This window comes from Thioclava sp. SK-1, from assembly GCF_001705665.1.
Lineage (GTDB): Bacteria > Pseudomonadota > Alphaproteobacteria > Rhodobacterales > Rhodobacteraceae > Thioclava.
In genome coordinates this window covers 164,735-182,141 of the sequence record NZ_MDHA01000044.1, presented here as the reverse complement: position 1 = coordinate 182,141, position 17,407 = coordinate 164,735, and the positions used below count along the sequence as shown (strand labels likewise).

Sequence of the window (17,407 nt, the reverse complement as noted above, 5' to 3'; positions counted from 1 at the left end):
TTTTGCGAAACCTTTTGTCAACCTTGATCTGCGAATGTGCCTGTAACTGAGCAGACGGGGTTCGGATCGGACATATGGTGGACGAACAGGCGATATCAATTTTGCGGCGCAAAACCGCAGCGGCGGCAGCTGATGGTGCCGGCGTCGTGGTGACTGTAGAGCGCGCTTTACGCAGCGTTTTGGCCAAAGTGGCGCAGGATATGCTGGAGCTTCCGCTGCAAGTGGAGGATGTGAAGCAGGTAAAGAAATCGCTTGCTGAAATGCTTGAAGGCGTTGAGGAAATGTCAATGCTTTGCGTGGTGGAAGGCCCGCAAGAAGGTCTGGGGATGGTCGCTTTGCCAACCACGACCTATTCCGCCTTGATTGAAATTTTGACGATGGGGCAACTGGCCAAGGTTGCGCCCAGCCCGCGCCGCCCAACCCGCGTTGACGCAACGATGGTGCAAGAGTTCCTTGATAATGTCCTGGAGGGAATGGAACGGCTGTTGTTGGAAAGCGACGATATAATTTGGGCCGGTGGTTTCCGCTATGCCTCGTTCTTGGATGATCCACGCCCTTTGTCCCTGATCCTGGACGATATATCCTACCGCTGCGTAGAGGTTACGATGCGTGTCGGGCCGGGGCTGTTACGCGATATTTCCATGACGATGTGCCTGCCGGCGGCGGGGCGCGGTGAAAAGCCTGCGCCAAGCGTCGTCGTGCCCAAACATGGCACCGATCCGAATTGGACGCAGAATATGGAACGCACAGTGATGAGCACCCGCGCAGAGCTGATGGCGGTACTGCACCGTTGGTCGATGCCTTTGGGCGATGCGATGGGCCTGACGCCGGGGATGGAGATCCCGATCCCAAGTGATGCGCTTGAGACCTTGAAAATCGAAGGCGCCGGGCGTAGGCGTATGGCCATTGCGCGGTTGGGTCAGCACAGCGGGCGCCGCGCGGTGCGCATTCTGGAAGATGATGCCGAAGACGCATTAAACGATGCAGAGCCTGATCACAGCTCATTCGACGCTGGTGCAAGCCCGTTTGGTGGGATGGCACCGATGGATGAAGAGGGTGCTGCCGCTGGGTTTGGTGGCTTTGACGACATTGAGGCAGCCCCTGCGGAAATGGATCTTGGTGGTTTGTCCGATGATGGCGAGATGCCCACGATGGGGCTGCCAATGGGCGGTTTTGAGGATGACGAAGACATGCCAGCGATGAAAACCGCCTGACATCAGATCAGCTGACGGGCCATGCCGATGGGCCGGCGGTTTGCGCGCGGGGGCCTGATAGGTCGAATGTTACCATAGGGCAGTGTGCTAATACGGTATCGCTTTGAGTTGGCTTCCTATCGGCCCTCGTCGTTGCCGCTGTGCGTCCAACGCAAAAGGTCTGACGCACAACAGCGGAAGATGGCTGCATCGACTGATCGAAACGTCCCCAACTGGAGAGGCAATCGATCACATTTATTGCAGCGATTGCCCCTTGGCGGTATTTGCCGCCAGCTTTATCCCAAGCGTTTCGATATTATTGAACGATTGCAGATGCACATAGCACAGCTCCAGCTCGTCATTGTGGAACATTTGTCCCAGAACCTCAGGCGAGATTTTCTTGAGCTTTTCGCGGCTTATCCGGAAAAACCCCGATAGGCGGCGCGGCTGGCTGTCATCACCGGTGAAATTGGCCACCGCCGGTTCCAGAACATCCAATTGCAGCAGGCGATCACAAAATGCCTTGGTGCGCAGATATTGGTTTTGATATTGTGTGGCAAAGGACAGCTGCGCCTCTAAATAGCTGCTGCGCGCGCCCTCACTGTCAAACAGGCGCTCACCCTTGCCGTCAGTGTTGACCCCTTCAAATGTGTCATCGATGCAAAGCGTCAGCTGATCTGTTTCAGGGTTTTGTGCAAAAACAAAGGGGTAGCGGCGCAAAAATGCTGGGACATACCGCCCCGACCAGCGGTTCTGATCATCCAGATATTCGTTATGATCTGGTTCCAGACCCAGCAAAACGGCGGGAAAGACGGCCTCGGCCGTGCCGGCAAAAACGATAACGCAATCGCTGGCAGCGGCCAGAAATTCGGCGGCGACGATTGGAACGGAATTCACATTACGCGCAAAGGCGTAGGTGCCGGCCATTTTCACCGACACATCACGATGCGTGTCAGGGTTGACCGGGGTCGCCGTATCATAAATCAAAAGCTGTTTGGCCATGGCTGGATCCCTGTGGTTGCGCTGCTGCTGGCGTCGATAGTTAAGCGTCGAAAGTTTTTCCGTCTAGCGCTGCGACGATTTTTTACGAACTGGGCGCAAATATGTCATAGATTAAATGACGCTGGTGGCATTTCTTCCTTGGTAAACCTTATAGCGTTGGTCTAAGGTGCAATCTATCTGAAAAGTGAACGGATTTGACCGCGCGCATCGATTGAGCAAAACTATTTGTTTTGATTGGCAAAAGGCGGCACATATCCTGCGAAAAGGTCAATATGTCACGTCAAAAAGCCAAAAACCAAAAAGGTGCTGGCAAAGCGGATCGTGATGATCAGCTGGTCTTGCCCGGTTTTGGCTTAGAGACGCTTGAACAGCGGATCTTATTGTCTGGTGATTTGCCACTGTCGGAAGGGTCCGGTGCGGATTCCCGTACGGCGGCCGTTGATGTCGCGCAAGACCTGCATCACGACGCGCAGGTGGCGACCACAGTTGCGCCTGCGGATTTGATCATCACACTGGGGTCGGGCCGCTATGACGTGCCCGAAGATGCGCCGGTTGTCGTGTCGCAAGATGCCGTATTATCGGGGCGCGGGGCGACAGAGCAGTCGCTAACCAACACGGGCATTGTGGCGCCGGGACTGTCACCGGGTGTATTGCAGGTGACGAGCTATACGCAATCTGACGGCGCGACATTGCAAACCGAAATCGGTGGCATGGTGGCAGGCGCTGCGGGTCCGTATGGCTTGGATGGCTATGACCAGCTGATCGTCACCGGCCAAGCCGAGCTGGCAGGCAAGTTGGATGTCAGCTTTATCAATGATTTTCGACCCGTGGCGGGGCAGGTCTATGATGTGATGCGCTGGTCGCAGCGGATCGGCACATTCTCGGAATATAACGGGCTTTATGCGGGCAATGGCGTGATGCTGCGCCCGACCTATATGCCCGATCGGCTGCGGCTTGAGGCGGTGCAGATCCCCGGACTTGCACAGGTCAATCCGGGCGACTCTGCGGATCAGGCCGTTTTGGACCGTTGGATGAGTGCGATTGCCAATAAGGTCAGCCAGACGGCGCTGTCGCTGACGGCTGCGGTGGATCTGCAAGGTCTGCGCCTATCGGGCGATTGGTCGGTGGCAGTCACCACAACGGCGAGCGGTGTGCAAACGACGTTACAGCTTGCCAATGGCATGGCCGCATGGCTGTCGGGCGGGCTGTCAGGTGGGCTGAGTGATCTGTCGGGCAGTTACAGCTTTGGCGATGGCGTGCCAACACAGCTGACGATGACGGGCACGGGATCGGTCGCGGGCTTTGGCGGCGCAGCTTTGGCGGGTGATTTTACGCTGGGCTATGACGGGGCCGATTCTGCGGTAACGGTCGCGGCGGCGGGCGTGTCGGCACGGCTGGGGGATCCGTCCATAGGTGCGGCGGTCGCGTTGCGCGATGGCGCGCTGCAATTGCAGCTGCGCGAGGGTGGGTTCGCACTTGCGGTCACCGGCACGGGCGCGATTGACGGTATCGCAGGCGCAAGCCTAAGCGGCGCGCTGTCATTGGAGGCAAGCACACAGACCCAATCGGCGCGGTTCGTTGCCCGCAGCGCAGAGTTAACGCTGCGCGATACAGCGCAGATCCGCGGTGATTTCACCTTTGAATCGCGCCAGTCGGTCACAGAGGGCGAGCGCCTGCAAGAGCTGTTGATCGGTGCCAGTGATGTTCATGGCGCCATATCGCTGGGCGATGTGGATGTGGCCGCCAGCGCCGGGCAACTAGCGGTCATTTTGCAAACGCGCGGCGCGCAAACCGGGTTGGGCGTGATGCGCCACACGCAGGCGATCATGGGTCAGATTGATCTGAGCGTCGATGTCGACACCCGGCTTAGCCTAACCGGGCGTGATATATCGCTGGCCTATAACCCCGGCGATGTGGCCATCAGCCGGCAGATCACCTTGGCCGATGGTGCGTTCCTTTGGGCCGATCTGGACGCGCAGACGACCCGGCTTTACGGGCTGTTTTCAGCGACGATTGACGGGGTAGTCTCTGTTTCGGGGGTGTTGGAACTTGATATCAGCAACACCACCCGGGCTTTGTCAGATAACACACTGGTAAACCTGACGGAATATGCGCTGAGCGGCAGCAATATCGCGGCGCAGTTTGGCGGGGGGAATGGGCTTGCGACCTATGGCGCGGATCTGGCATTTGTCTATGCACAAGAGGTCGATGGAACACGGTCCTGGCTGACGTCGAAAGGCGCGATGGGGCACGCACAGATCGGTAGCTACCTGTTGCAAGACCTGGACGCATCAGGCTGGTCAGTGAACCGTGCGGTTGCAGCCGCTGTGACAGATGCGCCGACGATCAATTGGTCTGACCTACGCAGCTTTCAGTTGGACAGCGGTGTTGATCTGGTGCTGGATCAGTTGGGCGATGTGTTCACCGTTCCGATTGAGGGCACGCTAAATCTGGGCGAGACGCAGTTGTCGGGGGCGATGCAGATCACGCGCGACGCGGCCGATGGCTGGGTTGTTACATTGCAAGATGTGTCATGGGCAATGGTCGCGGGGCCGGTGGCGCTGCGCATCGCGCGGGCCAGTGGAAGCCTGCGCATTGACGCGGATGGAAAACGTGCGGGCCATTTATCTGGTGCGCTGGCGCTCAGCGGGATTGACGGGCTGACATTGTCGGCGCAGGGCCAGCTTGTGTTTGACAGCAATGACACCAGCGTCGCGATATCGGCCACAGGTGTTCTGGGTGTGGATGGGTTTGCAACGGTCTCGGGTGCCTTCACAGTGGCCAAGGCTACGACGGTGGCTGGTCCGGGGCTGAAAATCGCGGCCAACAATGCACAGATTACGGTCGGTCCGCACGATGGTCCCCACGTCACGGTCTCGCAGGCCGATTTCGGACTGGTGATGCGTGATACTGCGCTGGGGCAGGCTGGGTTCGCCCTGATGGCGCAGGGTGCGGTTGGCCTGACCGGACTGGGCGATGCGATGGGGCTGACGGCCAGTCGGGCGCAGGTGGCGGTGAACCGTCTGGGCGCCACGGTGGATGAGGTGATAGCGCTCAACGGCTCCTCGGTTGCGGTGCAATTTGCATCGGCGCGCGACAGTCAATCGGTCAGTATCGATGGCGCTGTTGTAAGGCTGGGCGATCTGACGCTGCGCGGTGATCTGCGCATTGACAGTCGGCTGTTTACGCTGGGCGGGACAACCCGTCAGCAGCTGGAATTGGGCTTTGATAACCTGTCGGTTACGGGGATTGGACTGGGCAGCGCCACGGCTGAATTGACGCAGGCGCGCGGCGCGGTGGTGGTGTTTGTGCGGGCGGATGGCAGCACGGGTTATGCGGTGCAGGCCGAAGGCGCGGTATCGCTGCAGGGCCTGTCTGGTATTACGCTGTCTGCTCAGAATATGGTCTTCAGTATGAACCGCACCGGTGTGGCGCTGGATCTGTCGGTCACCACTGCGGATGACCATATCGCGATACAACAGGCGGTGGATCAGCTGCGCTTGTCTGGAACGGCGGTTGCTGGAATCGCAGGTATTGCGGATCTTTCGGGCGATCTGTTCTTAGAAACCCGCACCGGACAAGACGTTCAGGTAAAGACCACCGCGACCGACGGCACCACCAGCTTTGAAACCGTCACCACCGATATGTTGGTTTTGGGCGGCGCGGGCCTAAGCGCGGGTCTTTATGCCGGACAGGCCACTGTGTCGCTGGGCGGGGTGGATATCGCGCTGATCCTCACATCCGAGACGGGCGGGCCGCGGCGTTGGTTGACCTCAAGTGCGACGCTGGCGCAGGCTTCTGTCGGGGCGGTGGCAGAGGCCTCTGTCACGCTGGGTATGTTAGAGATTAATCGCGCTTTGGCCGTGGATGGCAGCCTGCGCCCAAGCGGGACTCCGGTGATTGATTGGTCAGGCAGCGCGGCACAATTACTGCCAATGACATCGGGCGGAGCCGTCGCGATTGCCACCGATGCGGACCGGTTTGCCACGGCAATTAACGGCAGTCTGACACTGGGCGGGGCCGAGATTTCGGGCATTTTCCATATCCAATCGGGACAAGATGCCAGTGGCGCGCCTGCGTGGGATATTGTGATGGGCAGCGCGGATGTGTCCTTGAATGCCGGGAATGCACAGGCTGTGATTTCGGGCGCCAGCGGGACATTCCATGTCAGCGCCGACGGTGATGTGACCGGCGCAGTGTCTGGCGTGGGCAGCGTGACGGGTGTGGATGGTTTAACGGCAAGCGGTGATCTTGTTGCCTCGGTCGAAGATGGGGTTATGGCGCTGGCCGGCAGTCTTAATCTTGTGGTGGATGGCGTTGGCCATCTGTCGGGCGATATCGCGATCACCCGCGAAGCAGCGGTGTCGGGCACCGTGGTGGAGGCGCTCGACCATGCGCTTGCAGCCCTTGGTGGCACCAGCGTGACGATCACCCAAGGCGGCATCCAGACCAATACGCATATTGCCTTTGCGATGGTTGATGGCAGTGGCAGCGTGGCGCGCGAAGGGGTTTATAGTTTTGCGCTTGACGGTGTGGCGCAAACGGTGTCCTCGGTGGATGCACAGGGCCACCCGGTCAGTGACGCGGTCTTGCGGTCGCGGTTGCAATCAGGGCTTGCGGCGCTGCCAGGCGTGGGGGCAGGCAATGTCGTGGTCACCGGCACCCGTGCGCAGGGGTTCACCCTAAGCTTCATCGGCAGTTTGGCGGGGACGCCCGTGTCTTTGGCGTCAATGGCGGGTGGGCCGGGCCTGTGGATGGCCCCGCCTGCGCCCGGCGCAAGCTGGTCAGTTGTGGAAACGGTCGCGCCGGCCAGTGCGGGGATAGATGCGCGCGCACTGATCACCCTGTCGGACCCGGCTGACGATTTCACCGTGACATTTGATGGCATCACCACTGCCGCCATCGCGCGGGTCAGGGATGCCGCACCGATTGATGCCCGACAGCAAATCACGTTGCATGCTGCAAGCGGGCAATCAGGCCAGATCTGGTTTGGCAATGGCACAGAGCGCAGCGCGAAAATCCGGCTGCAAGATGATATGGTGGCACAGGCGGGCGCGATAGATCGCGCGCTGAATGATCTGATGGGCGCAGGCACAGTGTCGGTCAGCTATAACGCGCAAGATAATGCCTTTGCGGTGGCATTTTCTGGCGCGTTATCGGGGCAAGATATCGCTACATTGCAGGGGTTTGCCTCTAGCGATGCGATTTCGGTTACCGTTCAGACAACGCAGATCGGGCGTGCAGCACCGGCTTTGCAACTGCAAGCAGATTATATTGCGCAGGCTTTAGCTGCGGCGCATGGCCCGGGCCGGTTTGAGGTTTTGCATATCGCTGGGACGTCGCTGGCTGATGCTACGTTTCAGGTGACATTCACCGGCGCTTTGGGCCAACGTGCGGTGCCAGATCTGCGCTCTGATACGGCGGGTGTGACCGTCACGATGACGCGCGACGGTGCCGGGGCCTCAGGGACAGTGCAAGCGGTGCATCTGCCCGCCGGGATCAGCAGCGACCGGGTGACATTGCGTCTGGTGGTCGATGGCACGGGCTATGTGACCCAGCCACTGGCACTGACGGCCACGGCGCAGCAGGTGCACGCCGCGCTTTTGGCCGCGGTGGATGGCGACAATGCCCGGTTTGGGGCCACAGGCGCCAGCGTATCGGTTCAGTCCGACACCGGCATATGGACGGTGGGGTTTGGCCCCACGCGTGCCGGTGCGACAGTGGTGCCGATGACCGCGCAGCTGACCGGCACTGTGGCGACGCCCGATCCGGGTTTGCGCGTCGATATTCTGGGGTCCACCACATCCGAGGTGCACGATCTGGATCTGTCTGGTCATGACCGTATCCGCCTATCGGTCGAGGGGACGGCAGGCGCGACGGTGGTGTTAGAGACTGCGGATCTGGATGCGCAAAGCCTGCAAGAAGCGCTTGGCGCGCTGCCAGCAATCGGCGGGCCGGGCAATCTGTCGGTCACAGCATTGTCGCAACCGGGACAGTTCCGTCTGACCTATAGTGCAGGGTTGGCACAGCGCGACATTGCGCCACTGGTGGTGTCCCCGGTGCAACGGCTGTCTTTGGCCGCGAACGGCATACGCCCCGACACCGTGTCAGTGCGTCTTGGTGCGGCGCCATGGGGTGCTGTGGCGGCGCTGGACGGGCTGGATGACACGCAGATCGCGCAGGTTTTGATACGGTTGATCGGTGCGCAGCCCGGGGTCAGTGCCGATGCCGTTTCGGTCAACCTGACGGATGCCGACACGCTGACATTTGATATCAGCTATATCGGTGCTTTGGCCGGGGTGCTGGCGGCTGACCTGTCGGCGCTGACGACCTTGGCGCCACAGGTCGCAGGCCCTAAGTTGATGATCGGTGCTACGGCCGTGTCGGGGCAGATGGGCGATGGTGCGAGTGCAAGCTTTGCGTTGGAAAATGCCGATCTGGCGCTGCTGATTGCAGATGGGGCTGCGGGCGCGTCAGGCTTCGCTCTGCAAGCCTCCGGCCTGGTGACATTGGCAGGTGCTGGCGCGGTGTCCTTATCGGCAAACGGTAGCCTGCGGGTCAATGCGATGGGCACACCCGTGTCGCAGGTGATTGCGACGGGGCCATCCAGCAGCACTGATCTGATCTTTGACACGGCCACCGCGCGCCAAGAGCTAGCGATCACCTCCGGCGCGGTGACGGTGGAAGGGCTGGGCACGCTTCGGGGTGGTTTGGTGGTCACGCGCGCCCAAACCGTGGCGAATGGTGTTACGATCACCGATATCCGCATTGGCATTGATCAAGCGGCAGGGATGCTTAGCCTTGGTCCCGCGCAGGCGTCGGTGTCACAAGGGCGCGGTGCTATTGTGTTGCGCCATGAAATCGACCTGTCGGGCAATGAAACCACCCGATATGCGGTTCAGGCCGATGGCGATGTCGCCCTGTCCGGTGTGGACCGTATCAGCCTGACCGCGACCGATCTGGCAATTGCTTATAACCGCTGGGGCGCGGCGCTGGATCTCAGCGTGGCCACCCCGACCCAGGATTACGCGTTGTCGATGCTGGCGGGCGAAACCCGCCTGCGCGGCCATGCGGTAGCGCGGCTGGATAGTGTGATTGAGGTAGCGGGCGATCTGTTCCTTGAAAACCGCGCAGATCAGACCGTGATCCTATCGGATGGCAGCGCGGCTGTGGTCGATCAGCTGGTCATCGGTGGGGCCGATGTGCAGGCCAAGCTGCTGGCGGGGGGGACGGCGGCAGATCCGCTTGTCATACTTGGCGATGTGGATCTGGCGCTGGTCTATTCGGCTGAAGCCGGGGTGGCGGGGCGGTCGTGGATCACCACACAGGCACAGTTGGGGACGTTGGCCGTGCAGGGCCATCCAGTCAGCGATATTTCCAGCGCGGTCTTGCGATTGAATAAGGCGGTTGATGCGGGCGGCGGCATGGCCGATGCGGGCGCAGCCGTGATCGACTGGGCGGCCAATACGCAGCTGATCACCCTGTCGCAACTCCAAAGCCTGACGTTGGACACCCCCGCAGACATCGCCACAATTGCGGTGATCGGCGCGCTTGATCTGGGCGGTGCGGTGCTAAACGGTGCGTTCACGGTAACACTGGATCAAACCGGGGCAAGTGATGTTTGGACGCTGCGCGCAACCGGGGCCGATTTGGGCTATCGCACGGGTGGTGCCTATGTCGGGATCAGTGGTGTCAGCGGATCTTTGACCTTTGGTGCGGGCGTGCCCACCAGCGGCACTCTGTCGGGCGAGGCCGTGATTGAAGGTGTAAGTGGCCTTGGGTTTGAAGGCACGCTAGAGGCGGCGTTTGACGGGGCGGGGGCGTTCACGCTTGCGGCAACTGGTCTGTCAGTAATCATGGACGGTTTCGGCGCCCTGAGCGGAGCGGTGACGATCCAACGCGCGGCACAGGGGCAGATCTTGCTTGCCGCAACTGGGGTCAGCGGCGCGATTGGCGAAGCCGGCGGCGGATTTGCCCTGAACGGCGCCAATCTGGGCCTGTATATCGCCGGGCAGTCGCAGACAACGGCGGGATATGCGTTGGTGGCCAATGGTACGGCCTCTTTGGCCGGTTTTGCCGATGTGACGATGACCGCAAGCGCCGCGCTGCGTGTGAACACATTAGAGCGGCGGGTGAACCACAGCATTGGCGGGGTTTCCATCGTCTTTGACACGCCCGACCGCGTGCAAAAGCTGTCGATCACTTCTGGCACAGTGGCGGTGGCCGGTGTTGGTCGTCTGAGCGGCGCAATGGCTGTGACCAATACCACAACGCTTGATGCGGCGGGCGTTGCCACAGTGGATACGCAAATTGGCCTGACTGGCGTGACAGGCACCGTGTCATTGGGTGCTTTGGGCGCGGATCTACGCGGTGGCAATGGCGCAATTTTGCTGCGTAAAACCGGGACGGAAGTGGGCCGCTATGCGCTGCAGCTGTCTGGGGATGTGTCGCTGACCGGGGCGGATGGAATTTCGCTGCGTGCCGATGATATGACCGTGTCATATAACCGGCTTGGTGCGGCGCTGATTGACCAGAAAGTCGCGACAGGGCTGGGCAGTTACAGCGTTACGTTGCTGGACAATGAAACCCGTGTAAGCGGCACGGCTACGGCACAGGTCGGCGGGCTGACATTGGCGGGCGATCTGTTCATCGAGGCCCGGCGCGGTGTCTCGCAAACTCTTGTGGCGGCAGATGGCACGCGCTCTGCGGTGACATTGGATCAAACCGTTTTGGGCGGCGCTGGTGTGTCGTTAAATGCTTCTGTGGGCGGCACGCAGATCGCTACGTTGCGCGGCGCAGACCTGTCCTTGATCGTGTCCAGTGATGTGGCCGATCCTTCACGGCGCTGGATTACGGCGGCAGGTGATATCGGCGGTTTGGACGTGTTGCAAAGTGCCATCGCGGGGGTATCTTCGGCCAGCGTGCAGCTGAACCAGGCGCTGACCTCCAGCGGTGCATTCGCGCAAAACGCCGCCGTGCTGGAGTGGTCCGGGCAAGAGATTGCCGTGGCACCAGGGACCGCAGTGCGGCTTGTCGCGGATACGGCGGGTTTTGATATTGCGCTTAGCGGTCACGTTGATTTTGGCGCCACGCGGCTGTCGGGGGCGTTTGATCTGTCGCTGGCCACAGATGCGGCCGGCACGCCGGTTTGGGATCTGACAGCCAGCGATGCAGAGCTGGCGCTTGCAGCCGCAGGTACACGCGTCGCGCTGACCGGCGGCGCAGGCCAGTTGCGGCTGGCACAATCGGGCAATAGCGGCAGCCTTAGCGGCACGGTCGCGGTCAGCGGCATCGATGGTTTGGCGCTGTCGGGCACGGTTTCCGCAGCATTCGCGGACGATGAGCTGAAACTAAGCGGCCAAGATGTCGCACTGACGGTAGATGGGTTTGGCAGCCTAAGCGGTGCGTTCCAGGTCACGCAACAGGGCAATGGTGCGCAGGGCAAGCTGCTGATTGCGTTGGATGACTTGCAGGCAGATCTGGGCAATATCGCGCTGCGCAACGGTCAGCTGGGGCTGTATTTGGCGCAAAATGCGGCCGGGCGCAGCGGCTTTGCGCTGCATGCGCAGGGGGAGGCTCGGCTGGATGGGTTCGCCGGTCTGGCAATGCAGGCCAACGCGGTTGTGCGCGTCAGTACATTGCAAGATACGGTCGATACAGCGGTAATGGTCGGCGCGGTTTCGGTGCCGGTGGTGTTCGACGCCGATGCAGTGACGCAAGAGCTGCGTATCGAGCGTGGCACATTGACCGTTGACGGTTTGGGTGCGGTGACGGGCAGCTTTGCGATGGTGCCCAGCACCACAATAGATGCAGCAGGCACGGTGACACAGGTGCTGCGCATCGGGCTGAACGATATCAGCGGCAATCTGACGCCCGGTGGTGTCGGCGCGGCGCTGAACGGTGGTTCGGGGGCGGTGCTGTTGGAGCGGGTGACGCAGGCCTCTGGCGCGGTAACCAGCGGCTATGCGTTGCAGCTGCGCGGATCGGTGGGTGTCACGGGTGTTGATGGGGTCAGCCTGGCCGCTGATCAGTTGGATATTCGGTACAACCGTTTGGGGCGCGCGATTGATGGTGCGCGTATCGCCACGGGCGCAGGCGATGTGATCTTGTCCTTGGCCAGGGATGAAACCCGGCTGACCGGTGCGATGCAGGTCGGTGTGTCGGGGGTGATGTCGGTTGGCGGGCAGATGCTGCTGGAAAGCCGCAATGCGCAGCAAGTGCTTTTGAGTGATGGCACGACCGTGACGGTGGATCAGATGATCCTTGGCGGTGTGGGGGTCGCAGCCCAGATCGGTGCGGACGGGGCGGGTGCGCAGATCGACGACCTGGATATTGCCCTGATCATCAGCACCGAACGTGGCGGCGCAGGGCGACGTTGGATCACCACACAATCCGATCTGCATGCCGCGCAGATCAATGGCTATGATCTGGCCCAGATAAATCAGGCGGCGCTGCGTATCAACAGCCAGATCATTGCCGGTGGCGTGGTGATTGGCGGCACCGAGCCGGTGATTGATTGGAACGGAGCAAGCGATACAGAACAGTTGCAGATCGCGCTGACGGCGCAAGACAGCCTTGCGGTGGAGATGGGCGCGCGTGCGCTGGAGATCAGCGTCGATGGTGCATTGCGGATGGGCGATGCGCTGCTGCGGGGTGATTTTGCGCTGCGTCTTGATGAAAACAGCTCTGGGCAGCGGGCGTGGCATATTGTGGCCACGGATGTGGACGTGGGCTTTGGTGTCGGGGGCGCGCGTGCGACGTTGACCAATGGCAGGGGTGAGCTGTGGTTGGGTAAAAATACCACCACGGGCACCTATGGCCTAACCGAGCGCAGCGGCAGTTTGCGCGGATCGGCCAGCCTGACCGGCGTAGATGGTCTGGCGCTGAGCGGGACATTTGAAACCGCCTTTGACAGCACAGGCGCGTTGATTTTCGCCGGGGCGGTGGATGTCGATGTGGACGGCTACGCCACGATCAGCGGGCAGGTCGCGGTGGAAACGTCTGGTGCGGCCCCTGTTGATCTGACGCGAGAAGTTATTGATTTTACAGAACAATCCAGCGGAACTGTGCACGAACAGATGCAGGGCGCGATTGCTGAAAGCAGCCGTTTCGCGCTGACTGTGTCGGATGGGGCGCGGCTTCGGCTTGGCAATTATCAGTTTGGGTATAACGGTGCGGTTGCAGATCTCCGGTTCGACGCCGGCGACAGCGATGCCGAGTGGCGTGAAAAGCTGACGCAGGGGCTGCAAACGCTGTTTGGGTTCGATACGGCTACGGTCAGCGGTACGGCACTGACCGGCTTTGATATTGTGCTTGAGGGGGCGCAAGCGGGTGCGGCGATTACCGGCTTGACCCTGATTACGCCGCAGACCGCGACACCCGAGGTCATTGCGCAGATCATGACACCCTCCACCCCGACCACGGGGTCGCAGCAGGTGGTGCCTTTGGTGCCGCAGTCACCATCGGGTGAGATCAGCTTTGCCTTTGATTTTGATGTGTCGGTTAACACGCGGATGCGGCTGGATGCCAGCGACGGTGCAGGACAGTTCCGTGAAGGGGCCTATAGCTTTGTCTATAATGGCAAGACAGTCACCGCGCAGACGCTGAATTCACGCGGGCTTGCAAAAACCGATATCGCTGTGGCGCAGGCCCTGACTGCCGCGTTTGAAGGGCTGTTTGGTCAAGATAGCGTGTCCGTGACTGGCAGCCGCGCGGCAGGGTATGTGATTGAGCTGATTGGCGATATGGCCGGTGTGCCTTTGTCGTCTGTGCCGATGATGACCCCGCCTGCCGATCCAGGCGCGGATCTGTCGGGTATTGATTACAGCACGGTTTTGGCACAGGCGGTCGCGGGTACGGCCAGCACGGGCTACAGCCTGCAAATTTCGGTGCCAAACGGTGCCACGCGAGCGTCTGACGGTGTTCAGCTGCGCTTTGCGAATTCAGCAAAATTCGCAGATGTCACGCTGTCCAGCATTCAGACCAGCCAGACGCGCCATATTTTTGATGCGCTTGCCACATTGCTTGATGTTGGTCCCTCGCGGACATCGGTTTACAGCAGCGGTTCGGTTTTGGCTCAGACCGCGTCCGCTTTGCTGCGGGTGCAGGCGCTGGAAAGCCCAGGCTCGGCGCAGGTATACACCATCACATTCCTGGGCGATGCGGCGCAGCGCGCCTTGCAGCTTGGCGCGCTAAGTGCACAAAACATCGGTGTCAGCAGTGATATTTCCTATGCGCTAAGCGCGACGGGCGACAGCGCCCCGACCACCGGCGCAGTGCACAGTCTGACGCGCTTCCCCGCGCAGGCCGAGGGCAGTTATCGCCTGCACTTTGCCTATGATGGGCATGATTACAGCACCGGCACGATTGATCTGCATGCCAGCGCGGTTGTGCTGCGCACAGCAATCTTGTCCGCAACCACTTCTGCTGGACAACGTTTTGATGATAACGGCGCGACGGTTTCTGTTACCGCGCAAGATGGTGCAATGTGGCAGATCATCTTTGGCGGTGAGACTGTGGGCAAGCCGATTGCCGCATTGGAACGTGTGACCGGTGTAGATGCGGCCCCTACTGCCAGCTTTAGCGCGATTGCTGATCCGTTGGCGCAGGCCGGCGGAACCTATCGCAGTGCGGCGCTGTCTTTGGCGACATTCAATGGCAATGGTGCGGCGTTGCAGGCAGCCTTGATGGCAGCGCAGCGCCCCGATGGCCAGTCTTTTGCGCAGACTGGCGCGCAGGTCGCAGTGGCTTTTGATGGCGATGCCGATCAATGGGTGATCAATTTTGATGGTGCCGCCATCGGCCAGGATGTCAGCCTGTTACGCGCACAGCTTACGCCCGATCAACCGCCCCAGGCCACGCTGGAGCAGCTGGCGGTTGGTCGGCGCACGGACGCCGTGCAGCGGATCGAACTGTCTGGCAGCGGCGCGGTGCAGCTGGGCTTTGGTGGGGACTATTCCGATGTGCTGCCGCTGGCAGGGCTTGATGCAGCAGAACTGCAATCGGCCCTGATTGGCCTTGGTGGTCTGACAACAGCGGATCTGTCGGTTTCGGCGGTGACGGGCGGGTTTGATATTGCCTTCACCGGTGAGTTCGCGGGCCAGACGGTCCCGCTGATTCAGGTGGTTCCGGTGGCCGTGCTGGATCTGATTTTACCCAGCGATGCGGCCCTGGCCGATGTAGTGGCACTGCGTATGGCTGGCCAACCCGATTGGACACGTGAGATCACGCTGCCTGATGGTGCCACGGATGCGGTGCGGATCGCGGCCGCTTTGCCAGAGCTGACGCGCGCCATCAGCCTGATGCCCGGTGTTGGGCTGGGCGCGGTGACATTGCTGGCCGATCCTGATCACCCCGGCCAGATCTTTGTCAAAACCCAAGGCGCGTTGGCCGGGCAGGCGCTGCCGGATCTGCAAATCGCTGTGTCGCGCGCTGTCGATCTGCCCGCGCGGGTGCTGAAAATCGGTGCCTCGGATGTGGCGATTGCGGTCGGGTCGGACGCCGCTGGGCTACGCTTGCAACAGGCAGGTTTTGGCCTGATCATTGCGCAAAACGGCGCACAGCCGGGTTTTGCCCTGATGGCCGAAGGCCAAGCCCAGCTTTACGGTTTCGACGGTGATCTGAGCCTAAGCGCACAGGCCCATCTGTCGATCAACGCGATGGGCGCGGCGGTGGATCAAACCGTGCGCACAGGCTTGGACGATAGCGCGCGCCGGGTGATATTCGCCAATGGCGTAGCGCGGCAAGATGTCACGATCACACAGGGGCAGATCATCGTGGCGGGGCTGGGCCGCGTGTCGGGCGATCTGAAGGTGATCTCGACGACGCAGACCAACACAACGGGCACGGTTCAAACACTTGAGGTCGGAATTTCCGCTGCCAGCGGCACCTTGACGCCGGGTGGCGTGGGCGCGCAGCTTCGCAATGGCGCGGGCGCGGTGATCTTGCAAGCGACCACCACAGATGGTGTGACCCGCAGCCAATATGCATTTGCCGCCCAAGGGGACGTGGCCTTGATCGGCCTGCCCGGTGTGACAGTGCAGGCGCAGGATTTGCTGATCACGCAGAACCGCTGGGGCAGTGATATCGCCGCTGATGTGGCGACGGCCACGGGCAGCTATGCCTTGGATCTGGCTGATAATGAAACCCGGTTGCGCGGCGATATGACCGTTGCGGTCGCAGACGGTCTGCGCCTAAGCGGGCAGATGGCACTGACCAGCCGCCCCGATCAGACAGTGCTACTGACCGATGGCACGCAGGTGTCAGTGGATCAGCTGATCATCGCGGGCGCGGATGTGTCGGCGCAGCTTGGCTCGGACACGATTGGCGCGCTGCTGGATCAGACTGATCTGGCCGTTGTGCTGTCGACGCAGCAGGTTAACCCGGGCCAAGTAGCGCGGCGCTGGCTGACGGTGCAGGCGGATGTAGGCCATGCGGGGCTGAACGCGGGTGTCGAGATCGACATTGACAGCGCGGCGTTGCGGATCAACCAAGAACTGATCGACGGGCAGATTGGCGCGGTTTCGGGCGTGGCGATTGATTGGAATGGCGCCGACAACACCGGCAGCACGCAGCTGATGATCAGCGATACGCAGGCGCTGGTGCTGGATGCGGGTGCGGCGCAGTTGGCGCTGGAGGTAAGCGGGGCATTGGTCTTTGGTTCTGCGCGGCTTGCGGGACAGTTTGGCCTGCAATTGTCAGGGCAAGGCGCTGCCCAGTCATGGCAAATCACGGCGCAAAACGTCAGCGCAGGCCTGTCGGCCAATGGCGCGACAGTGTCGGTAGAAAACGGTGCGGGCCAATTGACGATTGCGGCTGACGGCACGCGGGCCGGTCAGGTCAGCGGCACGGCGCAGTTGACGGGCGTAGACGGTCTGACTTTGGCGGGCACGATGGCCGCGCGGTTTGATGCTGCGGGCAATATGCAATTGGCCGGAGATGTGGATCTTGGCGTGGATGGGTTCGCCGCGGTCTCGGGGCAATTTGCCATCACCAAACAGGGCGGGACACAGATCCAGGGCGCGATCACAATTTCCAAATCCACCGCGCATGGTGCGGGCACGGTGACGCGCGTGATCACAGGCGGTGAGATGACGGCAAGCCGCTATGTCCTGCGCGCCTCGGATCTGGCGGCGGATGGCACGATGCGCTTCCGCGAAGGCGCCTATCGCTTTGGCTTTGGCGCGCAGACAATTGAGGTATCAACCCTTTCT

At 61.2% G+C, this 17,407-nt stretch carries 3 protein-coding genes (1 of these 3 only partly in view); 2 read left to right on the top strand and 1 reads right to left on the bottom strand.

Features of this window, described 5'->3' with window-relative positions; translation table 11 throughout:
- The first annotated feature begins 74 nt into the window (after positions 1 to 74).
- On the top strand, positions 75 to 1,214 hold the full coding sequence (locus BFP70_RS10770; RefSeq protein WP_066011577.1) for a FliM/FliN family flagellar motor switch protein: 1,140 nt from the start codon (positions 75 to 77) through the stop codon (positions 1,212 to 1,214).
- A 234-nt stretch (positions 1,215 to 1,448) separates the two neighbouring features.
- Here BFP70_RS10770 and BFP70_RS10765 read toward each other — a convergent pair whose 3' ends face one another.
- Entirely contained in the window at positions 1,449 to 2,195 is a 747-nt protein-coding gene (locus BFP70_RS10765) for a SapC family protein (protein WP_066011576.1), read from the bottom strand.
- 272 nt (positions 2,196 to 2,467) lie between these two features.
- Here BFP70_RS10765 and BFP70_RS10760 point away from each other — a divergent pair, with 272 nt between their 5' ends.
- Positions 2,468 to 17,407, top strand: partial view of an Ig-like domain-containing protein gene (locus tag BFP70_RS10760; protein ID WP_066011575.1) — the 5' end (the start) only. It continues 38,643 nt past the right edge of the window; only the first 14,940 of its 53,583 coding nucleotides appear in the window; the start codon lies at positions 2,468 to 2,470; its stop codon lies beyond the right edge, outside the window.

Coding starts and splice junctions, on each gene's coding strand:
- BFP70_RS10765 (WP_066011576.1), bottom strand. CDS start 2,195: ATGGCCAAACAGCTTTTGATTTATGATACGGCGACCCCGGTCAACCCT.
- BFP70_RS10770 (WP_066011577.1), top strand. CDS start 75: ATGGTGGACGAACAGGCGATATCAATTTTGCGGCGCAAAACCGCAGCG.